Annotated in this window: 23 protein-coding genes; 18 read left to right on the forward strand and 5 right to left on the reverse strand. The window is 39.5% G+C overall.

Translation table 11 applies throughout. The annotated features are described in order from the left end of the window. Nucleotides 1–252 precede the first annotated feature (252 nt). The 4 genes from CVS86_RS09210 to CVS86_RS09225 all read right to left on the reverse strand — a co-directional run bounded on the left by CVS86_RS09210 (nucleotide 253) and on the right by CVS86_RS09225 (nucleotide 3,952). Nucleotides 253–996 (reverse strand): hypothetical protein, encoded by a 744-nt coding sequence (locus CVS86_RS09210; RefSeq protein ID WP_107791694.1) that lies wholly within the window; start codon nucleotides 994–996, stop codon nucleotides 253–255. A 275-nt stretch (nucleotides 997–1,271) separates the two neighbouring features. Beyond that, entirely contained in the window at nucleotides 1,272–1,886 is a 615-nt protein-coding gene (gene thiE / locus CVS86_RS09215) for a thiamine phosphate synthase (protein ID WP_107791695.1), read from the reverse strand. Beyond that, nucleotides 1,879–2,631 carry a bifunctional hydroxymethylpyrimidine kinase/phosphomethylpyrimidine kinase gene (gene thiD / locus CVS86_RS09220; protein ID WP_413784227.1) on the reverse strand — a complete coding sequence of 251 codons (753 nt, stop codon included), beginning with the start codon at nucleotides 2,629–2,631 and terminating at the stop codon, nucleotides 1,879–1,881. The genes thiE and thiD overlap by 8 nt, the downstream gene beginning before the upstream one ends. After that, nucleotides 2,624–3,952, reverse strand: a complete 1,329-nt coding sequence (locus tag CVS86_RS09225) for an aminotransferase class V-fold PLP-dependent enzyme (protein WP_107791720.1) — start codon at nucleotides 3,950–3,952, stop codon at nucleotides 2,624–2,626. Before CVS86_RS09225 ends, thiD begins: the two co-directional genes overlap by 8 nt. A 110-nt stretch (nucleotides 3,953–4,062) precedes the next feature. Here CVS86_RS09225 and CVS86_RS09230 point away from each other — a divergent pair, with 110 nt between their 5' ends. The 18 genes from CVS86_RS09230 to CVS86_RS09315 all read left to right on the forward strand — a co-directional run bounded on the left by CVS86_RS09230 (nucleotide 4,063) and on the right by CVS86_RS09315 (nucleotide 22,378). Continuing rightward, nucleotides 4,063–4,896 carry a DUF234 domain-containing protein gene (locus CVS86_RS09230; protein ID WP_021092061.1) on the forward strand — a complete coding sequence of 278 codons (834 nt, stop codon included), beginning with the start codon at nucleotides 4,063–4,065 and terminating at the stop codon, nucleotides 4,894–4,896. Continuing rightward, nucleotides 4,893–5,879 carry a sensor histidine kinase gene (locus CVS86_RS09235; protein ID WP_107791696.1) on the forward strand — a complete coding sequence of 329 codons (987 nt, stop codon included), beginning with the start codon at nucleotides 4,893–4,895 and terminating at the stop codon, nucleotides 5,877–5,879. Before CVS86_RS09230 ends, CVS86_RS09235 begins: the two co-directional genes overlap by 4 nt. Further along, nucleotides 5,879–6,535, forward strand: coding sequence for a cysteine hydrolase family protein (locus CVS86_RS09240; RefSeq protein WP_107791697.1), 657 nt, complete (start codon nucleotides 5,879–5,881; stop codon nucleotides 6,533–6,535). Before CVS86_RS09235 ends, CVS86_RS09240 begins: the two co-directional genes overlap by 1 nt. A gap of 219 nt (nucleotides 6,536–6,754) precedes the next feature. After that, a complete protein-coding gene (gene exbB / locus CVS86_RS09245) occupies nucleotides 6,755–7,183 on the forward strand; it encodes a TonB-system energizer ExbB (RefSeq protein ID WP_107791698.1) in 429 nt (142 codons plus the stop codon). Further along, nucleotides 7,170–7,553: a TonB system transport protein ExbD gene (gene exbD / locus CVS86_RS09250; RefSeq protein ID WP_107791699.1), complete on the forward strand. Its 384-nt coding sequence runs from the start codon at nucleotides 7,170–7,172 to the stop codon at nucleotides 7,551–7,553. Before exbB ends, exbD begins: the two co-directional genes overlap by 14 nt. Before the next feature lie 61 nt (nucleotides 7,554–7,614). Further along, nucleotides 7,615–8,358, forward strand: coding sequence for an energy transducer TonB (locus tag CVS86_RS09255; protein ID WP_234399265.1), 744 nt, complete (start codon nucleotides 7,615–7,617; stop codon nucleotides 8,356–8,358). 584 nt (nucleotides 8,359–8,942) lie between these two features. Then, on the forward strand, nucleotides 8,943–10,343 hold the full coding sequence (locus tag CVS86_RS09260; protein WP_103580811.1) for an aspartate ammonia-lyase: 1,401 nt from the start codon (nucleotides 8,943–8,945) through the stop codon (nucleotides 10,341–10,343). 91 nt (nucleotides 10,344–10,434) lie between these two features. Next, nucleotides 10,435–11,778 (forward strand): anaerobic C4-dicarboxylate transporter, encoded by a 1,344-nt coding sequence (locus tag CVS86_RS09265; RefSeq protein ID WP_107791701.1) that lies wholly within the window; start codon nucleotides 10,435–10,437, stop codon nucleotides 11,776–11,778. 304 nt (nucleotides 11,779–12,082) lie between these two features. After that, the gene (gene phsA / locus CVS86_RS09270) at nucleotides 12,083–14,356 is read left to right on the forward strand and encodes a thiosulfate reductase PhsA (RefSeq protein ID WP_107791702.1); all 2,274 of its coding nucleotides are present in this window, start codon (nucleotides 12,083–12,085) and stop codon (nucleotides 14,354–14,356) included. A gap of 9 nt (nucleotides 14,357–14,365) precedes the next feature. After that, nucleotides 14,366–14,929: a 4Fe-4S dicluster domain-containing protein gene (locus CVS86_RS09275; protein WP_087577645.1), complete on the forward strand. Its 564-nt coding sequence runs from the start codon at nucleotides 14,366–14,368 to the stop codon at nucleotides 14,927–14,929. Further along, entirely contained in the window at nucleotides 14,922–15,857 is a 936-nt protein-coding gene (nrfD, locus tag CVS86_RS09280) for an NrfD/PsrC family molybdoenzyme membrane anchor subunit (RefSeq protein ID WP_107791703.1), read from the forward strand. Before CVS86_RS09275 ends, nrfD begins: the two co-directional genes overlap by 8 nt. Nucleotides 15,858–15,947: 90 nt before the next feature. Beyond that, complete coding sequence (locus CVS86_RS09285; RefSeq protein ID WP_009294240.1) at nucleotides 15,948–16,616, forward strand: response regulator transcription factor; 669 nt, start codon at nucleotides 15,948–15,950, stop codon at nucleotides 16,614–16,616. Beyond that, nucleotides 16,600–17,706 carry a sensor histidine kinase gene (locus CVS86_RS09290; protein WP_107791704.1) on the forward strand — a complete coding sequence of 369 codons (1,107 nt, stop codon included), beginning with the start codon at nucleotides 16,600–16,602 and terminating at the stop codon, nucleotides 17,704–17,706. Before CVS86_RS09285 ends, CVS86_RS09290 begins: the two co-directional genes overlap by 17 nt. Nucleotides 17,707–17,755: 49 nt before the next feature. Further along, a complete protein-coding gene (ruvB, locus tag CVS86_RS09295) occupies nucleotides 17,756–18,766 on the forward strand; it encodes a Holliday junction branch migration DNA helicase RuvB (protein WP_021090089.1) in 1,011 nt (336 codons plus the stop codon). Between the two features lie 23 nt (nucleotides 18,767–18,789). Then, nucleotides 18,790–19,869 (forward strand): cytochrome C, encoded by a 1,080-nt coding sequence (locus tag CVS86_RS09300; protein ID WP_107791705.1) that lies wholly within the window; start codon nucleotides 18,790–18,792, stop codon nucleotides 19,867–19,869. A 202-nt stretch (nucleotides 19,870–20,071) separates the two neighbouring features. Continuing rightward, nucleotides 20,072–21,112, forward strand: coding sequence for an AI-2E family transporter (locus CVS86_RS09305; RefSeq protein ID WP_107791706.1), 1,041 nt, complete (start codon nucleotides 20,072–20,074; stop codon nucleotides 21,110–21,112). A 14-nt stretch (nucleotides 21,113–21,126) separates the two neighbouring features. Continuing rightward, a complete protein-coding gene (locus CVS86_RS09310; protein WP_107791707.1) occupies nucleotides 21,127–21,498 on the forward strand; it encodes an HIT family protein in 372 nt (123 codons plus the stop codon). Then, nucleotides 21,491–22,378: a cache domain-containing protein gene (locus CVS86_RS09315; RefSeq protein WP_107791708.1), complete on the forward strand. Its 888-nt coding sequence runs from the start codon at nucleotides 21,491–21,493 to the stop codon at nucleotides 22,376–22,378. The genes CVS86_RS09310 and CVS86_RS09315 overlap by 8 nt, the downstream gene beginning before the upstream one ends. An 86-nt stretch (nucleotides 22,379–22,464) precedes the next feature. Here the strand turns inward: CVS86_RS09315 and panB are convergent, their stop codons facing one another. Then, a complete protein-coding gene (gene panB / locus CVS86_RS09320) occupies nucleotides 22,465–23,280 on the reverse strand; it encodes a 3-methyl-2-oxobutanoate hydroxymethyltransferase (RefSeq protein ID WP_107791709.1) in 816 nt (271 codons plus the stop codon). Nucleotides 23,281–23,318: the final 38 nt, after the last annotated feature.

A 23,318-nucleotide genomic window follows, 5' to 3' on the forward strand; every position in this document is an offset into this window, starting at 1 on the left:
TGATATTTTGGGATTTTATTAAATTTTTACTTATGAAGCTATCAAAAAATGAGGATGGCGCTCAAGCAAAAAGATATAAGAAAACTTCGCACAGATACAAAAATAGTATCAAAAAAGCACCGAGTTTTGGTTGCAAGTAAAATACAGCTTTAGCTTGCAAATTAGCGAATTTGCTCTTATCCAAATGAGCTAGAGCATGCTTTTAAAATGTAATACTTTTAAACTTAAAGATATTTATTTTAGTAGCAAAATTTATCTTGCATAAAACATCGCAACCAAACCGCGGTTTATATCTTTCGTATTGCCATCATCTATTTTCGTGACCTTTGAGATACTCACACTTTTATCGCTATTTATCGTGAAAGTAAGCTCAATAACTCTCTCATTTACTTTTCTAACATTTTCACCAAAATAGATCACTTCAGGCTCTTTTTGCGAGTAGTAGGTGGCATATTTGCTTTGGGCTACGACGTTGTCAAAGACCCATTTTTGTTTGATATCCAAATTTTGAGCGAGCTCATTTTTAAACTCAAGGTCACAGCTAACAGAGGCTAGGTAGCCAGCACTTTCTTTCGTCGGATCAAATTTGCAGTGCTTGTTCGCGATGGATAAAATAGTCTCTTTATCTATGCTTTTACCACTTTTTAATATACTATTTGCGCTATCAAGTGCTAGCTCAAGGCTGTTATCAACTCTTTTTTGCTGTGCAGCTTTTGCATTATTTAGAGCTTTTATGTAGCCGCTATTTTTTCTTTCAAACTCATCTTCAAGCACATTTTTCCCTACCACGCAGCTTACTTTAACCACTTTTTTATCGTCACTACTGATGTCTTGCCACTGGGTGCTTGTACAGCCTTTAAAGCTATCTATCGCTGAGCCTATTGTTATTGATTTGTTACCTTTTAAAATATAGTTTTTAACAATACCTATGTTGCTTTCCTTGCAGCCCACTAATAATAAAAGTGCGCTAAATCCTAGAAATAGAGCCTTTTTCATCATTTTACCTTTTTGTAAATTTGACAAAATAGTACCAAACTAAAGTTTAAATTATTATGATTTTGTTAAAATAAATTATATAAATATAATTTATTAAAATAATTTTAGAAAAATTAAGAAAAAATAAATTTTATAAATGAATAATTCTAGTGGTCGATTCTTGCTAGCAGTGAGAGTTTTAAATTTGCAAAACATAGATTTATAATTTAATTTTACCTATGCGATATGTGTTTTGCTAAATTTTAAAAGGAATTTTTGCTAAAACTAGCTTAGGCTTAGAAATTTAGCTCGATTATATTTTGTAAATTTTTGATATTTTCTTTAATGTTGCCATCTTTATAGATCGCTGAGATGACGGCGATGAGATCGGGTTTGGCAAGAGAGAGTGAGCCGATATTTGTCTCATTTATGCCACCTATCACACAAACAGGTGGGTTTAAAATTTGCTTTGCTTCTTTAGCCACTTCAAGCCCACATTTTGGAGCATTTGGCTTTGTAGGACTTGTAAAAACAGAGCCAAAAGCAACGTAGCTAGCACCATTTTTAGCGGCATTTATGGCTAAATTTATATCGTTATAGCAGCTAATGCCAACATATGCGTCCTTGCCTAAAATCTCAAACGCCTCTTTTATGCCCTCATCGTCTTTGCCTAGATGAACAGCCTTTGCGCCTATCTTTTTAGCAAATTTGACATCGTCATTTACGATAAATTTCGCGCCAAATTTCTCGCATAAATTTAAAATTTCACTTGCAAGATTCTCGTTTTTGACCGCTTTTTTTGACCTAAACTGAAAAAATTTAACCCCACACTCCAAAATCTCTCTTACGTACTCCAAAGCCAAATTTTCAGGCATTAAAATATCATCGCTAATAGCGTAAATTTCAGCCATCAAGCCCCTCTTTATGGTCTATAAGTCTTGCGCCAAATTTACTTTTATGAGCATTTTTTATCCCATTTGCCACAAATTTTTTAGCCATTTTTATGGCGTTTACTAGATCACTTTGCTGCGCTAAAATGGCCGCTAGCGAGCTTGAGAAGCTACAACCAGCCCCGTGCATCACTCTAGGCTCAAAAAGCTCCTCGCTAAATTTCATGACGCCACCATTTTTTAGATAGAGCGTATCCTCGCAAATTTCATCAACCTTCGTTCGCTTTAGCACCATATCGCAAGGCAAATTTGCAAAGTCAATCCCCAAAATCCTAGCCTCATCTACATTTGGCGTGGCGACACTTGCGAGCTTTAAAAGCTCTTTTAGCGCCTCGATCGCACCATCTTCTAGCAGTTTTGCGCCTGATTTTGCCACGCAAACAGGATCAATCACAACTGGCACATTTTTAGCTCTTAAATCCTTTAAAAACGCGCTTACAACGGCTATTATCTCCTCGTTAAAGAGCATGCCAACCTTCACAGCGTCTATATCAAGCTCGGCTAGCACCATCTCAAACTGAGCTTTCACCATCTTTGCTGGCATCGCAAGCACGCTGCTAACGCCATTTGTATTTTGCGCGGTCACGGCTGTGATGACGCTTGCGCTAAAACAGCCAAATGCCTCGCAACTTTTTATATCCGCCTGAACGCCTGCACCGCCGACGCTGTCGCTTCCAGCAACTATCAAAACATTTTTTTTACTCACCCACACACCCACTTATCTCTTTTACGTCAAAAGGGTCTTTGACCTGCCATGAAAGTGCGTATTTCTCGATACTTTTCTTGATCGCACTTACCAAATAATCAATATCCTCAAAGGTATGTGTATAGTGCAGGCTAACCCTCACCCAGCCTGGCTTGTGGGTGAAATTTGGATCCTCTTTTAGCCCCAAAAGATCGTGTCCGTATGAGCCTGCGCACGAGCAGCCAGCGCGCGTTTGTATGCCATACTCTTTGCTTAAAATTTTTGAAAGCTCGTATGGAGCTACGTTTTTTACATTAAATGAAAATATCGCAAGGCGCTTTAAATTTGCCGGGCAGTAGCTAACTAGCTCTGGAATTTCTCTTAACCTTTGACAAAAGTATTCGCTAAGCTCGCTCTCGTTTTCGTAGATAGTCGCAAGCCCTATCTCTTCTCTTAGCTTGTAAGCTAAATTTGCCCGTATAAGCCCCAAAATAGGCGGTGTGCCAGCCTCTTCAAGTGCCTCTTGATCCTTTAAAAATATATGGTAATTTTTACTCACATAGCTTACCGTGCCACCACCTGCAAAGCTTGGCACATCGTCATTTGCTAGCACTTTTTTGATTGCCAGTAGCCCACAGCTACCAACTCCGCCAAGAAGCTTGTGTGGCGAGATAAAGAGCGCGTCAAAGTAGTCGCAGTCTAAATTTGCATAGGCACTAAGGCTCGCCACGTCAAATGCCACGATGCCGCCAAATTTCTTAACCATCGTGTAAATTTGCTTATAGTCGCTTATGACGCCTGTGACGTTTGAGGCTGCGCTAAAGCTAGCGATGATCTCACGTCCTTGATTTATCTTTAAAATTTGCTCCAAGTGAGATAGGTCGATGCTGCCGTCTTTTGCAAGCCTTATACGCTCAACCTCGCAAAGTGCCTCTTTAAAGCTGATCTCATTTGAGTGGTGCTCATAAGGGCCAAGGATGACTAGCGGCGAGTCGTTGTTTGGCTTTAGATCAAACCTTCTTTTAGCAGCTGGGGGCACGTAAAGCCCCAAAAGCTCTTGAAATTTCTTGATCGCACCAGTGGCGCCATATCCTGTAGCTATGAGATAAAAGCTATCATCAAGCCCTAAAAATCGCTTTAGTTCGCTTCTAGCGCTATCATACAAAAGCTGCGTTTTATAGGCATTTGAGGATGTTAGCGAGTGAGTGTTGGCGTAGGTTTTTAAGATATCAGCGACCTCGTCCTCGATAGGCTTATACGCAAGTCCTGAGGCGGTGTAGTCGAAATAGTGTATCCCTTTTTTTAAAATAATATCTCTTCTAATGTGCTCTAAATTTACCAACTTTAGCCTTTTAGTTTTTGCGTGATTATAATTAAAATTTTCTAAAAATATGCTACAATCCGCCACACAAAGGATACGAAATTTTAGCCATAAAATCGACATTTGAGCGGATGAAGCACCTTGGTATTGCTGAAGTTATAAAATTTCATCTTGTTTTTGATGACTTTTTATTAAAGGGCTCATACTACGATGTTTTTGAGGCGATTAGGGCTGAAATTTTAGATGATTATAAAAATTTGATGGCTAGGTTTTACTTTGACGAGGACAGCGACGAGGCCATCAAAATGGCTCTCATTAAGCTTGCTAGAAGCGACAGGAAGAAATTTAGCGTAAATAAAATTTTGCCCCAAAGCATGACAAATAGGGTCTATGCAAAGCTTTTTAGTAAGGATTTTTTAGTGCTTGAAAAGAGCCAAGAAAAGCCACGGGTAAAAAATAAACGTCAAATTTTAAAAAAGAGCGAGCGAGCTTATAAGATAGAGGATAAAATTCACTTTAACAGCCATTTTTCAAGGTTTTGGTTTAGATTTATCGAGCCAAATTTAAGCCTTTTAAAAGAGGGCAGGAGTGAGGAAATTTTAGAGCTTATAAAAAGAGAATTTGACGAGTACGCGAGCCTTGGCTTTGAGCTTTTAAGCGGCGAGCTAATGGCTAAAAAGCTTGGATTTAACGGCATTTTACTAAGCTCGTTTTGGAGCAAAAATATAGAGTTAGACATGCTTTTTAGCATAAATGGCAAGATAATAGTTGGCGAAGCAAAGTACAAAGAGCGAAAAATTTGCAAAAATGTCTTAAATTTAGTGCTTCACAAGTGCGAAAGGCTAGGCATAAAGCCTGATATCATCGCACTTTTTTCAAAAAGTGGCTTTAGCAACGAGCTTTTGGGCTTAAAAGATGAGCGGCTTAGGCTTTACGAGATAAAAGATTATGAGGAGTTGCTGTGAGTGATATCGATATACAAAATGGCCTAAAAAGCCTAATAGAGCAGACCTATCTGATAGAGCGTGAGTATAAAAATTTGACCGCTTCTTATATGAGCTTGCAAGGTTTTATAAAAGATATCGTGGAAATTTTGCCAAATGCCATTTGGGTGCTTGATGAAAATGATGAAATTTTCTTGCAAAACTCAGAGGCGCAAAAGCTTGGCAAAGCGCTAAATTTCGTCCCAAAAGATGAGGGCGAGCTAAACTTTGGCTCGCAAATTTATCTTGTAAAAAAGGTGGTCAAAGATGATAAAAAGATCATCTCAGCTACCGACATAACGCAGGAAAAACGCACCGAGCGCCTAGCCTCGATGGGTCAAGTAGCAGCGCACCTAGCTCACGAAATAAGAAACCCCATAGGCTCTATCTCGCTTTTAAACTCGACGCTTTTAAAAAGGGCTGAGCCAAAAATTTTGCCTATCGTCGAGCAGATACAAAAGGGGATCTGGCGTGTTGAGCGCATCATCAAAGCCACACTTCTTTTTACAAAAGGGCTTAGCATCACGCCAAAGGAATTTAACTTTTTAGATATCAAAAGCGAGTGCGAGGAGGCGCTTAAATTTTATGAATATTCAAAAGAGATAAATTTTGAGCTAAATTTCCCTGACGCCCTTTATAGTGGCGACTTTGACCTCATCGCGATGGTCTTTCAAAACATTTTATTTAACGCCATAGACGCTATCGAAGAGGACGAAAACGACGAAGGTGTAGTGAGGCTAAGCTACGAAAAGACGCCAAATGAACATAAATTTATAGTCTATGACAGCGGAGTTTCTATAAAAAATGAAAACATCGTCTTTGAGCCATTTAAGACGAGCAAACTAAAGGGCAATGGCCTAGGACTGCACCTTTGTCTGCAGATAATAGAAGCGCACAAGGGCAGCATAGAGATAACCCTTGAGCCAAAGACATTTTGTATAAATTTACCTATAAAGGAGAAGTAATGAGAGAAATTTTAAATGAGCTAAATGCGTGGCAAAATGGCCTAAAAGCGCTTAAATTTAGTGAAATTTTTAAAAATGGCAGCGAAAAAGTGGTCTTTATAAGCGTTGATATGATAAATGGCTTTTGTTGTGAAGGCGCACTAGCTAGCAAGCGTGTGGGTGAGCTAGCAAGCCATATAGCAGATACTTTTAAGGTCGCAAGGGATAAATTTAACCTTAAAAACTACATCCTAATCCAAGATGCTCACGAGCCAAATTCAGCTGAGTTTGCGAGCTTCCCAGCGCACGCTATAAAAGGGCAAAATGAAGCACAGGCAGTTGATGAGCTACGAAATTTAGACTTTTTTGATGAGATGAAAATTTTTTACAAAAACTCACTTAGCATCGCTTATTCGCAGGAGTTTAATAAATTTATAAGTAAATTTAATAGCTTTGTCATCATGGGCGACTGCACCGATATGTGCATATATCAGCTTGTCTCTCACCTAAGACTTAGCGCAAATGAGCAAAATTTAAAAAGAGAGATCATCGTGCCTGTAAATTTAGTCCAAACCTACGACGCACCAGGGCATAGTGGTGATTTTTATCAAAATGTATTTTTACACCACATGCAAATGGCACTAAATGCACGTGTGGTTAAAGAGCTAGAATTTTAACCATATATTTACATTAAAAACAATTATCAAATTATAAAAGTTAGCGCTTATCTATCGTATTAATATAGTTAATAACGCAGATTTGCGCTAATCTTTAGATCTATTTATTTAAATTTCTTTTCTTAGTAAAATATTTTTAGGTTACATTTTTACAATATATTTGACATTAATTATCAATATAGTTATAATCACACTCAAATTTTAAAAATAAGAGGCATTATGGAACTTTTAAAACACAACATTGACTATATAATCATCGGTATTTTGGGCGTTATGAGCTTTTTTGTGCTTTGGTATACGATCGAGCGTATCATTTTTTACTCACGTGTTGATATAAATGGCTACAAAAACATCAAAGAGCTCGATGAGGCGCTGACAAAAAATTTAACCACGCTTTACATCATCTACTCAAATGCCCCATATATCGGGCTTCTTGGTACAGTTGCTGGCATTATGATCACATTTTACGACATGGGTATGGCTGGCGGCATCGATACAAAAAGTATCATGATCGGCCTATCTTTGGCGCTAAAAGCGACCGCATTTGGCCTACTTGTGGCGATCCCGACGCTCATGATCTACAATGGCTTTGTTAGAAAAGTCGATGTCATGATAAACAGATACAAGGCTCAAAATGCGTCTAAATAAAAAAGATGGGCTAAATATCGTCCCATTTATCGATATCATGCTCGTTTTGCTAGCTATCGTGCTAAGCATCTCGACCTTCATCGCCCAGGGCAAGATCGCAGTCGATCTACCAAGCGCCAAAAGCGCACAGCAGGATAAAGAGGATGAGAAAAAAGTGAGCGTCGTTATCGATAAAGATAATAAATTTTTTATAGATGACGCAGAAATTTCAGAAGATGAGCTAAAAGATAAGCTAAATGCTGTGGATATAAAAACCTTAATCGAACTAAAAAGCGACAAAAACGCTAAATTTGAGAGCTTTGTGAAGGTCATAGATATACTAAAAGAAAAGGGACACGAAAACTTTGCAATCCAAACAGTCTCTGAGTAAAATTTCAAACTATAGTGGCTTAGCATTATCGGCGATAGTGCATGTAGCAGCGGCTTATTTTTTGCTTTCACATAACTTTAGTGAGATAAAGATAGACGAGCAAAAACCTATAAAAATAGCTCTAAATTCATTCACTCCAGTGCCGCAAACTTCGGCTCCGCAGATAAGCGAACAAGTGATGATACCAGAGCCAACACCTCCAGCTCCACCACCACCGCCAGAGCCGCCAAAACCTGAACCTAAGCCGGAGCCAAAGGTCAATCCAAAACCACTGCCAAAACCAGAGCCAAAAAAGATAGAAAAGCCTAAAGCTGAACCTAAAAAAGTGGAGAAAAAACCACTGCCAAAGCCTGAGCCTCGCCCTGAGCCAAAAATCGAGCCAAAGGTGGAGCCAAAACCTGCTATCACTGCGCCAGCTCCTACCGCGACCCCAGCACCTGTTGTAAATTCAAATTTACCAGCAAATAACAAGTCTATCGCCGCAGCTCCAGCTCAAAAAGTAGCCCAAGAGCTAAATTTATCAAACGCGCAAAGCGATGAGGACTTTAGCAAGGTCATAGCGGCTGTGAAAAAGCATAAAAACTACCCAAATAACGCTAGAAGGATGAAGCATCAAGGCGTTGTTGAAGTTAGATTTTTGCTTAAAACAGACGGCAGCATAGACGAGCTAAAGGTTACTAAAAGTTCAGGCTTTGAGTCGCTTGACAATGGTGCTTTAGAAAATGTCAAAAAAGCAAGCTCTGAGTTTCCAAAGCCAAAAGAAGCTCGATATCTTCGTTTTCCGATAGCATTTACATTAAAATAATTATGTTTTTTGACTTATTTTTGCAAAATATATTAATGTATAAGATAAGTATTTTTTACGCTTAATAAAAACTTAGTTTAAGTTATATTTAAAATAAATAAGGACAAATGATAAATTTTTAATCAATTATTATTCTTGTGGTTGCCTTTTTAGGAGCTGTTTTAAAAGATGATAGCAAATTTAATAAAATTTAATTTTTTACCTTACTTACTGCTAAACAAAATGTTATTTTAAAAATTTTTTAACTATTAAATTTTAGCCTGGCTGTTATAAATTTTGTAAATTTATATTTATTTTATATTAAATTTTCTCAAAAATGGCTTTTAAACTTAAAGTGTAGGACAAATCTGAGCTAATTTGACCCTTTTTATATGATAAAAAAGTGATATTATTAGTAATATAACAATTTAGACAAGCAAATTCCTAAAAATTAGCTTAAATATGAAATATAATTTTCTTTCAAAGAGCGCCATATCAAGTCAAAAACTTAAAGCTTAAAAAAAATAAGTAGTCATTAATATTTAAAATCTCAAATACCTATATAATTTCACTCGGTAACAAATTTTTACTAAGGAGAAGCTGTTATGGCAACCAGAAGAGAACATGATTTTATTGGCGAGTTGGAAATTTCTGACGAATTTTACTATGGTATCCAAACATTTAGGGCTACTGAGAATTTTCACATGAGCGGTAGGACATTAAAAGAGTATCCATACTTCGTAAAGGCGTTTGCACAGATCAAAAAAGCTGCTGCACTTGCAAATAAAGAGGTTGGCGTTTTAGATCCAAAGATAGCTGATGCTTTGGCGAAAGCTGCTGATAGAGTAATAGCTGGCGAGTTTTTAGATCAATTTGTCGTTGATATGGTTCAAGGTGGCGCAGGAACAAGTACAAATATGAACTCAAACGAGGTCATCACAAACATTGCACTTGAGAGCCTTGGCCACAAAAAAGGCGAGTATCAATACATCCATCCAAATGATCACACAAACCTTGGACAAAGCACAAATGATACTTATCCAAGCTCTATTAAAGTAGCAACTTATGCAAAACTTACTGACTTGCTTGCTGCTATGAATTTACTAAAAGATGAGCTTGAGAAAAAAGCAAAAGAATTTAAAGATATCATTAAAATGGGTAGAACAGAGCTTGAAGATGCCGTCCCTACAACACTTGGCAACACTTTTAACGCATTTGCAAGCTACATCAAAAGTGACATCGAAAAGATCACAGCTGCTCGTGAGTCAATGACACATCTAAACATGGGTGCAACTGCGATAGGCACAGGCATCAACTGCCACCCAGAGTATAAAAATGTAGTTGTTAAAAAACTAAAAGAGATCACTGGAGTTGATTTTAAAAAGGCTGATGACTTCATCGCAGCTACGCAAGATACTGCAGACTTCGTGCATGTAAGTGGTGCGCTTAAAACCGCAGCTGTTAGACTTTCAAAAATCGCAAATGACTTAAGGCTAATGAACTCAGGCCCAAGATGCGGAATTGGTGAGATAAATTTACCTCAAATGCAACCAGGCAGCTCAATCATGCCAGGTAAGGTAAATCCAGTTATCGCTGAGGTTGTTGGAGAAGCGTGCTATGAGGTTATCGGCAACGACGTAACTATTATGCTTTGCTCTGAAAGAGGCGAATTTGAGCTAAATGCGTTTGAGCCAGGCATAGCTTATGCGCTATTTAACTCTATATTCATCCTTGAAAATGCTATGAAAACACTAGCTGAAAAAGCTATCAAAAAACTTACAGCAAACCCTGAGGCTTGCTTAAAATCAGTTCTTGGCTCAGTTGGTATCGTAACAGCTTTTAACCCATATATCGGTTACGAAAAATCAGCAAGCATCGCTAAAGAAGCCCTTCAAACTGGTAAAGCAGTTGGCGATATCTGCCTAGAGAGAGGCTATCTAAGCAAAGAGGAGATTGATAAGATTTTAGAGCCTAAAAATATGCTAAATCCGAGCATGGTTAAGTAAAAATTTAAGCAAAGTATTATTAAAAGCGTGCCAGAATTCTGGCACGCTTAAGTGGTGATTTTAGTAATAAAATTTAATAAAGGAGTTTTCGATGGATATAATGCTGATCTTACAGATTATAGTCCTATTTGGCGGCATCTATCTTGGTGTCAAACTAGGTGGTATGGGCGTTGGCTACGCAGGTGGTCTAGGCGTTGTTGTGCTTGCTTTACTTGGTATGAAAGTCGATATGAAAGACATCCCTATGGATGTTATCTTGATCATCGCTTCAGTTATCTCAGCGATCACAGCTTTGCAAGTTGCTGGCGGACTTGACTATTTAGTTCAAGTAGCAACAAAAATTTTACGCAAGAATCCAAAACAAATCAACTTTCTTGCTCCGATAGTTACTTACTTTTTAACTATCCTTGCAGGAACTGGACACACTGCGTTTTCTATGATCCCTGTTATCGTTGAGGTTGCAAAAACTCAAAACATCAAACCTTCAGCTCCACTTGCGCTTTCAGTTGTCTCTTCTCAAGTAGCGATCACTGCAAGCCCGATCTCAGCTGCATTTGTTGCTATGAGCGGTCTATGCGAGAAGCTAGGTGTTAGCTATCCAGTGTTGCTATTTATTTGTATATCAACTACATTTGTAGCGATGATTATCACTGCGTTTATTATCAACAAATTTTACGATCTTGACCTTTCAAAAGATCCTATCTATCAAGAAAGACTTGCAAAAGGTTTGGTTGCAGAGGTTAAGGATGTCGAGTATCACGAGCCAAAACCATACGCAAAAAGATCAGTCGCTATCTTTGCAGTTGGTGTTTTGATCGTTGTTTGTTATGCGCTATGCATTTCAAAGAGCTTAAATTTAGTAGAAAAACCTATCCTTTCAAGAGATGCAGCTATCATTAGCTTTATGCTAACTATCGGCTTTACAATAGCAGTAGCTTGCAAGGTTGAGACAGGCAAACTTCTATCAACTAGCACTTTCCAAAGCGGTATGAATGCGTGCATCTGCGTTGTTGGTATCGCATGGCTTGGTACAACATTTGTTAATGGACACCTTGACGCTATCAAAGAGGTTGCAAAAGACTTCGTTACTCAGTATCCATTTATCTTAGCTGTTGCGCTTTATTTCTTAAGCTGCTTACTATACTCTCAAGCTGCTACAACAAAGGTTATGATGCCTGCTGTTGCTGCTGCTCTTGGTATGACTAGCCCTGAAAATTCAGGTCAAATTTGGATCCTTGTAGCTTCATTTGCTGCAGTTTCTGGTCTATTTGTATTGCCAACATATCCTACAACACTAGGTGCGATAGCGATGGACGATACAGGAACTACAAGAGTTGGTAAATTTGTATTTAACCACTCATTCTTCATCCCAGGAACTATAATGGTTGCATTATCAGTTATCCTTGGATTTATAGTAGCTCCAGTTCTTATATAAAACTTAAGCCGAGATCTTCTCTCGGCTTTTTTAATACGCTTTAAATTTTCAATTTTTTATATCAAATTCTTAAATAATATCTCTTTTTAAATTTAATTTTTTCATTTTTATAAATCACGCAAAAATCGCGCTAAAATTTAATCCATCTTAATTCATTATTTTTAAAATCTACTCTATTTTGATATTTAATCTCACATATCATAAAAAATAAAAACTAAAAAAAATTATTAAATAAAATTTAATTTTAGTTTCAACTTTAAATAATAAAATAACAAAAAGTAAAATTTCTTTTAAAGGGAGAAAGATGAGCTTAAATAGAAGAGAATTTTTAAAATTCAGTGCAGGAGTTAGCGCAGCTGCATCATCTCTGTCAGGTGGTGCTTTGCAAGGTGCTGCAAATGGAGGCGAAAAGCACGTTCATAGCTTTTGTGAGATGTGCTCTTCAAGGTGTCCTATCGAAGCAAAAGTCGTTGATGGCAAAGTTCGCTTTTTAAGTGGCAATCCAAAAGCTGGCGGCACGGCAACCTCTCTTTGTGCAAGAGGTGGCTCAGGACTTAGCCAGCTCTATGATGAAAATAGGATCAAAAAGCCATTAATCAGAGCTGGCGAGCGAGGCGAAAATAAATGGCGTGAGGTTAGCTGGGACGAGGCGCTTGACTATGTCGCCTCAAAGATGCTTGATATCAAGCAAAAGTATGGCCCTGAAAGCTTTGTCTTTACCTGTAAAAGCTCGCAAACGCACAAGCTAATGGTAAATTTTGCCTCAGCTTATGGCTCGCCAAACTGCTTTTCACACTTTTCATGCTGTCCGATCACCTATCAAATGGTCTGCGAGCAGATGTATGGCATTGCTAAGCTAAAAAGAGACTTTGCAAATGCAAAATACGTTGTAAATTTTGGTCACAACCTCTTTGAGGGTATCGTCATAGCTGATGCAAAAAAGCTTGCTAAATTTGCAGCTAGCAAGGATACAAAGCTACTTGTGCTTGATCCAAGATTTAGCGTTGTAGCTGCAAAAGCTGATGAGTGGCTACCAGTCAAACCTGGCACTGACCTTGCTTTTGTGCTAGCGCTTATCAACACTTGGATACAAAATGGCACTTATGATAAAGAATTTATTGAGAAATTTACAACCGGCTTTGATGAGATCGTAAAGAGCGTCGAGGGCAAAACACCTGAGTGGCAAGAAAGCATCACAGGCATAAAAGCAAGTGATGTTAGACGCATCGCTGATGAAATTTATAAAGCTGCTCCAAGAGTTATTTTTGATTTTGGGCATAAGACAACTACCACAAGAGCTGAATACATGAGGACAAAAGCCATCATGGTTGCAAATGCGATGATGGGCAACTGGGAGGTCAAGGGCGGTCTTTTTGGTGGCAAAAATGCAAAAACCTTTAACAAACTAGTCGGCGAGGATAAATTTCCAGTTCTTAAAAATCCAGATGAGAAATTTAAAGTGCCAAAAGTCACTAGACTAGACTTTGCTGGCGAGGCTGGAGCGCATAAATTTGTAAGCAGAAAACATGGCGTTTTGATGGATATAGATAACGCTATCTTAAACGAGAAGCCTTACGCCATAAAAGGGTGGTTTAACATCCGCTTTAACCACCTCATAAACGTAGCTGAGACGATGAAGAGCATAGAGGCGATGAAGAAGCTTGAGCTCATCGTAGTGAGCGATGTCTATCTAAACGATATGGCGACCTTTGCTGATGTCATCTTGCCTGAGAGTAGCTACCTAGAGCGTGACGAGGGCATAGAGGACAAGTCAGGTCTAAAGCCAGCTTATATGATAAGAAATAAAGTCGTTGATCCAGTTGGCGACACGAAAGATGGGGCGTTTATCTTTAGGGAGCTAGCACGCCGCATGAAGATAGATGAGCTTTACACTTGGAACGACATACGCGAGTTTAGAATGCAACAAGCTGGTGGAGATGTAAATTTACTTGCCGCTCTTGAAAAAGATGGCTTTATCACTTGGGATGAGCCAGGAATTTTGTTTAGAGAAAAAGGCATGATCGATAAATTTATCGCTAAATATCCAGTAGCATCTAAATTTGTAGGTGAAAATGGCCTAATGGACGATATGGCTAAGCTTAAAACAAAAAGTGGCAAGATAGAGCTATTTTTGCCTGATGTCGAGGCACAGTTTGCAGGATATGGCGCGCTAAATGACAAAGATATGGACACATTTGACGGACACGAGCTTTGCCTAACTTGCGGCAAAACACCTATCCATACCAACGGTCACACTCAGACAGTGCCATTTTTAAATGACCTTATGAGCGATAGCCCTATCTGGATCAATCCAAACACAGCTAAAAAGCAAAATTTACGTGACGGCGACACGGTCTTAGTCAAAAATAAATTTGGCGAGCAAAAGGGCAAGCTTATGGTGACCGAGGGCATTAGAGAAGATACGCTCTTTATCTATCACGGCTTTGGACACATCACGCCAGGTCTTAAGAGCATAGATCACGTAGGGCTTAACACAAGCGTGCTTCTTGATCCAGCTGAGGGTCCGGTGGCTGCGACTATGGTTACAAATGTTGGCGTTAGCATAAGTAAAGCGTAAGGATAGAAAATGAAAAAATATATGATGATACATGATGAAAATTTATGCATCGGCTGTCAAGGCTGCTCGGTAGCTTGCAGAAGTGCAAACAACGTGCCAAGGGGACTTTACCGCTTACAGGTGCATGCAAAGATGAGTGGGACATTTCCAAATTTAAAGACTGACTTTTTACGTCAAAGCTGCGTTATGTGCGAAGATGCCCCTTGTGTTGAGGTTTGCCCAACTGGAGCTAGCTTTAAAACTGCTGATGGCGTGACGCTGCTTGATCATAGAATTTGCGTTAGCTGTAAGTACTGCATCCTAGCCTGTCCATACGACGCTCGCTACGTCATGCCAGATGGCGAGATAGGCAAATGTACATTTTGCTATGAGAGCAGGCTAGAAGAGGGTAAAGAGCCAGCTTGCGTTAGCGTCTGCCCTACAAATGCCCTAACTTTTGGCGATGTAAATGATGAAAATTCTAAAATTTCAAAGAAATTAAAAGAGAGCAAATACTATTTGCCAAAAGCGGAGCTAAATACAAAACCTTCACTTGCGATGATCGCAAATACAAAAGGAGCACACCATGAATAACATGTCAGGAAGCCTAGCTCAATACTCTGAAATTTACTGGGGTTGGCCGATAGCCGTTTATCTATTTTTAGCAGGACTTAGTGCGGGTGCTAGCATCGTTGCTGTGCTTATTTCAAAAAAATATGGCAAAGAGAATTATTACTTTAAAGCAGCTGCTCTTATCGCTCCATTAGCGATCATTCTTGGACTTGCTCTTTTAGTGCTTGATCTTGGCAAACCGCTTAGCTTTTACTGGATACTTTTGCTTTACAACTTTGACTCAGTCATGTCAATAGGCGTTGCGCTGCTTCTAGTTTATACGCCTCTTAGCGTTATATACGCGCTTGGTACATTTAAAAACGAGATCGCAATGCTTAAAATTTCTCTTTTTGACGCGCTTGCAAATTTAGCTAGCAAGCTTTCAGGTTTGCTTGGAGTTTTACTTTTCATCTTAGGCATCGGCGTTGGTGCATATACAGGCTTTTTGCTAAGCGCAGCTCACAAGATCGCACTTTGGAACACGCCAGTTTTGCCACTATTATTCTTAGTCTCTGGCTTAAGCTGTGCTGGTGCATTTACGCTGCTTATTGGAGTGCTAAAAGATGAAACAAGAGAGCAAAATCAAACTGCACACTTTTTATTAAAATTTGACTTTTTTGCGATAATAGTCGAGTTTTTGCTAATAGTTGCTCTTTTTATGGTTGTAAAAGGTGCAAGTGCAAGTGGTGCGCAGAGCGTAGCAAACGCACTTAGCGCAAATTCTCTTGGGCTGATGTTTTATATCGGCGTCATAGGTCTTGGCATGGCTGTGCCTATCATCTTGGACTTAAGCGTTTTAAAGGTACATGATTTCAAACGCGAATTTGCCGTGCTTAACGCTATTTTAGTCATTTGCGGTGTCTTTTTGCTAAGATATTACATAGTCTATGCAGGACAAATTTTTATTTAATACTTAAAAAAGAATTTTAATTTGAAATTTACCTATTAAGTATTACAATAGATAAAAATCTTATTAAAGTTTGTTTTTTAGGAGAGCATTTTGAAGATTTTGCTTTTAGAAGATGATTTGGGGTTTCAAGAGAGCGTCTGTGAGTTTTTGCAGACGCTTGGTTATGAAGTTACAGCGGTGAGCGACGGTCAAGAGGCTTGCGACTTGATAGAAAAAAATTTCTATCACCTTTTTATACTTGACATAAAAGTGCCCGGAGTAAATGGTCACGAGGTCATCAAGTATATAAGAAGTCTAAATCCAAACGCCCCTATCATGATAACGACATCTTTAGTTGATATAGATGATATGGCGATTGGCTACGAGCTTGGCTGTAACGAGTATCTAAAAAAGCCATTTGAGCTAGCTGAGCTAAAATTTAGAGTTGCTGAGCTTATGAGAAAGTACTATGGCACTGACGATAAAAACATAGTAAAGATAAATGACGAGTTTAGCTTCAACCTAAATAAACGTGTGCTACTTAAAGATGGCAAGATGGTTGATCTTAGCGCAAAAGAGGTCGCTTTGGTCGAGTGTTTGGTCTCACACTTAAATTCTTACGTCAGCATGGAGGAGCTTAGAGATCTTGTCTGGAACGACAAAGAGATCGAGGGCGCTGATATAAGGATGCACGTTTTAAAGATAAGAAACAAGACAAACAATAACTTTATCATCTCAAAGAGGCGCATAGGCTACAAGATAGATGCACAAGAGCTTTAAGATCCAGATCATAGCGACATTTGTCATAATGTCGCTCTTTTGCTTTCAAAGCTTTGTGATCTTAAATTTAAGTCAGAAAAATAGCAGCTCAAAGGCTCTCTTTGGCGCTATGAAGCATGAAACCATCATCAAAAATGCATTTCTCAAAAACGAAAATATAGCTAGCTCATTAAAGTATAAATTTGCGATTTATGACGTAAATTTTAAACCAGTCATCTCAACGCTTAGCAAAGAGCCAAGCAGCTTTAAATTTGTAACGCTAGAAGAGGGTGGCTATCTCTTTTACAAGAGCTTTTTTATAAAAGATAAGACCCCTTACTACATCGTCGTAGAAAAGGAGCTTGATAACAAAAAGAACATCTTTTTAACGGCTATCATGCTGCTTGTCATCCTTGTGGCGGTGCTTTTTATCGTCTATTTTTTATATCTAAGCAGCGTCAAGCCTTACAAAGAGTTTCAAAAGTATATGAACAACTTTTTTAACGACGCTATGCACGAGCTAAAGACTCCACTTGGCGTGGCTGGTATGAACCTTGAGATGCTAGGGCTTGAAAACAAGTATATAACTCGCATCAAAAACGCTCTAAAACAGATGCAAATAACCTACGAAGATGTCGAATACTTCATAAAGCGAGGCTACATCAAATTTCCACTTGAGAGGCTAAATTTAGGCGAATACGTTAAAGAGCGAGTGAAATTTCTCTCAAGCGTGGCTGATGTCAAGCACATCGTGGTAAAGACAAATTTAGCAAGCGAGGCATTTACTATGCTAAGCAAGGTCGAAGCTCAGCGCATCATCGATAACACCATCACAAACGCCATAAAATACAGCCCAAAAGAGAGCGAGATAATAGTAAATTTAGAGCTTGAAGATGAGCGCATAAATCTTAGCGTGCAGGACTTTGGCAAGGGGATAAAGGACGTCAAAAGGGTCTGGAAGCGCTACGTCAGAGAGGATGAAATCCAAGGCGGCTTTGGACTTGGGCTAAATATCGTCAGCGAAATTTGCCAAAAACATGACATTTTATATGGCGTCGATAGCGTTTATAATGAAGGCAGCACCTTTTACTATAAATTTAAACGAGCTTAGATTAAGCATAAAAGCGTAAAATGAAGCCTTAAATTTAGAAGGAAAAACTTTGGATAGAATCGTTGAAATCGAAAAAGTAAGCTTTGAAAATGACTTTGAAGTCTCGCTTAGACCGACAAAATTTGAAGACTACATCGGACAAGAAAAGATAAAACAAAATTTAGACGTCTTTATAAAAGCAGCCAAAAAGCGAAACGAGTGCCTAGATCACGTGCTATTTTACGGCCCTCCAGGGCTTGGTAAGACGACCTTAGCTCACATCATCGCAAACGAAATGGGCGTAAGTATCAAAATGACTGCGGCTCCCATGATAGAAAAGAGTGGCGATCTTGCTGCGATCCTTACAAATTTACAAGAGGGTGACGTGCTTTTTATCGACGAGATCCACCGCCTAAGCCCAGCTATCGAGGAGGTGCTCTATCCTGCGATGGAGGATTTTAGGCTTGATATCATTATAGGCTCAGGGCCAGCTGCTCAGACCATCAAGATAGACCTGCCAAAATTTACGCTTATTGGCGCAACGACGCGTGCTGGCATGATCTCAGCGCCTTTAAGGGACCGCTTTGGGATGGACTTTAGGCTGCAGTTTTACACAAGCAGCGAGCTAAGTCGTATCGTGCAGATAGCCTCTGCCAAGCTTGGCAAAGAGTGCGATAAAAACGCCTCGCTTGAGATCGCTAAACGCTCACGTGCCACGCCAAGGATCGCGCTTAGGCTATTAAAGCGAATTCGCGACTTTGCCGAGGTAAATGACGAGCAAATCATCAGCCACGAGCGTGCGAAAGAGGGACTTAACGCACTTGGTGTAAATTCGCTTGGATTTGACGAGATGGATATTAGGTATTTAGAAATTTTGATGCAAGCAAGGCGCCGTCCTATGGGGCTTAGCACGATCGCAGCGGCACTTAGCGAGGATGAGGGCACGGTGGAGGACGTCATCGAGCCATATCTGCTTGCAAATGGCTTTATCGAGCGCACCGCAAAGGGCAGGATCGCTAGTGCGAAGTGTTTTGAGACCTTTAACGTCAAGATCGACATCGAAAAAGGGCTTTTTGAGTAGCGAAATTTAAATTTGGAGCAAAAATGAGCGAGCCACATCTTTGTCCTAAGTGCAAGCAAAGGACGATTTACTTTGACGGGATCTGCTACTGGTGCAGACAAAAAGAGAAGCTGGAGTTTTATGAAAATTTAAACAAAGACGAGATCAAACAAAAGCTAAAAAATGTCTTAGCACATACAGACGAGATAGGCAAATATGGTGAAATTTACAGCGATCTTGTCTATATTTTCTACCTACACGGCATTTGCGACGAGCAGATCATAAGAGAAGTGACCAAGCAGGGCGAGTACTATCCATTTGAAATTTACAAAAACGCTCCAAATGACGTGAGAGACGAGCTTATAAATAGCCTAAATGGCGCCGAAAACACCGTAAAAACAAATCACATTCTTTGCGCGCTTGCGTGGCAGGGCGATGAGGTGGTGAGGGAGCTATTTTTTAAGCTTTATAATGCGCCAAAGCCTTGGAAAGCAAAGCTTCACGTTGATATGGATGGATACGCGCAGGTTGCAGGCTGGAGCTTTGATAGCAGCGGCAAGAGAAGAAGCCTAGTTTTTGATAGGTGCTTTACCTGCGAGCCATGCCAAAGCACAGAGGCAAGCGTTAAATTTAAAGCTGCAAATGATGAAAAATGTAAATTTTGTAACGGCGAGATGCTGGAATTTACAATCAAAAAAGAGAGCCTAAAGCGACTTGGCTTAGAGCTTAAAAACGACGCTGTGCTTAAATTTTGCCCGACATGCGTGGGCTTTGTGCAGTACTTTTGCCAAAATGACGGCAAAAGTGTTCAAACAGAAGTGGTAGGCGAGGGCGAGAGTGAGGACTATGTAAGAGAGGCCGTGGCGGTGCTTGATGGGCAAAATTTCGAGCTCGCCAGCGAGGTTTGCGCTCACTACTCGCATATGATAGATAGTGAAATTTTACTTGGCGGATATCCGCAGTGGCTGCAAGACACCGAGCATCTAGCATGCCCAAAATGCGGTAAAACGATGAAATATCTAGCGCAAATTCCTTTTGGTGGCTTGATAGACGGCGAGGGAACGATCTATATGCAAATTTGCGATGAGTGCGAGGTTGTCGGAGCAAATTTTCAGTGCACGTAAAAGGCTGAATTTATAGAAGCTTTTGAGCTAGAAAATTTACGTAAGGCATAAATTTATCTGAATTTGCTAAGCATCAGTGCCACGCTAAAATGCCAAAAGCCCACTCTTTGCAAATTTGGAGCCAAAGCGTTTTAGTAAATTTATCAAGCAAATGAGTAGCTTTGATAAATCTGCTATAATTACCCCATTTTAAGGGAGCGAGATGAATAATAGGCTGTTTTTTGGAATTTTTGCGTTTTGTGCTTTGGCTTTGGTGGTCTATCTTTTTAAACCATTTTTACTTGACATTTTTATCGCAGCGCTGCTCGCGGTGGCTGTTGCAAACGTGCAGATCGCATTTTTAACGCTTACTAAAAACCGCAAAACGCTCTCGTCAGGTCTTACGACATTTGCGCTTCTTTGTTTATTTATCGCGCCACTTCTTTACGCAGTCGTAGAGATCGCAAAATACGCAGCTGGCTTTGATATAAACAACGTCACAAAGACCATTGAATTTATCAAAAACTACGACTTTAGCCTGCCAGAGTCGATAAATTTCTTAGAGCCAAAGATCAAGGAATTTATAGGCGGACTTGATATTAAGATGCTATTTTCGCAAGTCGCTGCTAATCTTGCAAATTTAGGCAAGCTAAGCCTTAAATTTGGCGTTGATATGATCATCATTCTGGTCTTTTTCTTCTTTTGCAACCTTTACGGCAACGAGCTTATAAACTACCTAAAAGAGGCGCTTCCGCTTAAAAAAGAGGATACTGAGTCGATACTAAGCGAGGTTGGCAACGTGATGGGCGTCGTTTTTTACTCAACCATCGCAAATATGATCATCCAGGGCTTTTTATTTGCCATTATCACCAGTTTTTACGGCTATGACGGCGTGCTAACTGGCATCTTTTTTAGCTTCGCCTCACTCATCCCAGTCGTTGGCGGCTTTTTGGCGTGGGCGCCTATTAGTATTTATGAGTTTGCAAATGGCAACACAGCAGCCGCTATCACGATTGCACTTTACACCATCATCGTGATCTCATTTGGCGCTGATACGCTGCTAAAGCCGCTTGTCATTAAATTTATAAACTCAAAATTAGTCAAGATACCAACAAAGATAAACGAGCTACTCATCTTTTTTGCGATGATCGCTGGTATAACGACGTTTGGCTTCTGGGGCGTGATCCTCGGACCTGCGATCGTGACATTTTTTATCTCAACCATCAAGCTTTACACGATTTTGCGAGAGAGAAATTTCGTATAAAATAGGGGCAAAATATGATATATGAAGATAAATTTATAAGAGTTGAGCGCGAAGAGAACGAGCTTCCGTGGGTGAAAATTTTTACAGCTAAGCCCTACCGCGAGCTAAGTGATTGTGACGAAGCGAGTAGAGCTAGGCTTTTTGAGGCGATGCTGGTGGCTGAAAAGGCTATGCTTGAGTTTTATAAACCGACTAAGATAAACATCGCAAGCTTTGGAAACTACGTGCCACACGTGCATATTCACGTCATTGCGAGATTTGAAAACGATGCATTTTTTCCAGATAGCGTTTGGGCTAATGAAAAGAGAAAAAGCGAGCTTTCGCTGCCTAAATTTGATGAGTTTGCTAAATTTTTAGAAAAAAAACTAAGGCATAATTTTGAGTAAATACAAAAAATATTTTAATATCTATATCGTTTTAGTCGTTTTTGCGCTGCTTGGTAGCCTATTTTACTTTCTTTATAGCTCATACATGGCTGAAAAAAAGCAAAACAATATGCGCGTCTTTTTTGACTACCACGTAAAGCAGCTAAACAAAAGCATCGATGATGAGAAATTTTCATCAATGGCGATCTCGATCTTGCTTGCTCAAAATGAGTCTATACAGATGTGTTTGCTAGGTCAAGACCGCGACGAATGCGTAAAAAATATCGAAAATTTGACCAAAACTCTTGGCGCAGCATCGATGTATAACAACATCAAGCTTCATCTTTACGACAAGGATCTAAAAAGCTATGTAAGAAGCTGGGATCTAAACAGATATGGCGATATGATCGCTAACGGTAGGTTTTTAGTCCAAGAGTCAAGGCGTCAAGATAGGCCCATGGTTGGCATCGAGGCGTGGTATGCTGGAGTGCATATAAGGGCTGTTTCAAATGTGATGCATGAGGGTAAAAACATCGGTAGCATCGAGGTTTTACTAAACTACGACTCGCTTGGAAATTTCTATAAAACGCAAGGCATCGACCTCTTTGTGCTCCTATCAAAAGATAAGATGCCAGCACATAAAAGTGTGCCAAGTGATCAAATTTTGAGTGATTATTACATCGAAAATTTAAGCAGTGCAAATTTAAATATAGTTGGAATTTTGCGTGACATAGACCTTAAAAAGTATGAATTTTACGTATATAAGACACACTATTTTTGTGTTGTGCCGCTACTTGATGCTAGCAACACGCAGATAGGCTACTACGTCCTTCATGTAAATGCCGACGAAAAAGAGCGAAATATCTCGCAAAACTATCTTGAATCAGAAGAGCTTTTTTAAATTTAAAAAGTATGCTCTAGCGCTTTGGTGTTGATAGAGCTTTTTGCAGAGTTTTTATGGGCTACTTTTAAATTTGGAGTATAAATTTAACCCTGATACGAAAACTCTTCGCTTGGGAAAATTTTGTTTTTTACTTCGTTAGCGTAGCTTTGCACGCCTTTTCGCACAAGAGCGGCTCCGTCAAGATAGCGCTTAACAAATTTAGGTTTAAAGTCCTCGAAAAATCCCAACATATCAGACCAAACAAGCACCTGCCCATCGACATCCGCCCCAGAGCCTATGCCCACAACTGGCACACGAACCTGCCTTGTTATCTCGCTTGCTACCTTGCTAAGTGTGCCCTCAAGCAGTATGCCAAACGCACCAGCTTGCTCAAATGCCAAAGCCTCATCAACTAGCCTTTTTGCCTCAAGCTCGCTTCTACCTTTTATCTTATATCCGCCCTCAAATTTAAAAAACTGCGGCTTTAGTCCGATGTGAGCCATCACGTTTATACCCTCTTCGCAGAGGCGTTTTACTAAATTTACCTGATGCATGCCAACTTCAAGCTTCACCGCATCGGCATTTGTCTGCTTAAAAAATTTCATCGCATTTTTGATCGCTTGTTTTTCATTTGTATAGCTGCCAAATGGCATATCAGCTAGGATAAAAGTCTTTTTAGCCCCGGCGCAAACGGCCTTTGTGTGATAAAGCATGGTGCTCATATCGGCACTTAGCGTGCTCTCTTGCATGTTAAAGCTCATGTTTAAGCTATCGCCAACAAGGATAATATCAGCGTAATCATCAAAAATCTTCGCAAATAGCGCATCGTAGGCGGTTATCATCACGATAGGCTCGACGCCTTTTTTGTTTTTTATATCATTTATAGTGAGTTTTTTCTTTGCGATTGTTTCATCTTTCATGGCTAAGTCCGGTAAATTTTGTGATAATGCTAACAATT

The sequence above is a fragment of the Campylobacter concisus genome (assembly GCF_003048605.1).
GTDB lineage: Bacteria > Campylobacterota > Campylobacteria > Campylobacterales > Campylobacteraceae > Campylobacter_A > Campylobacter_A concisus_BM.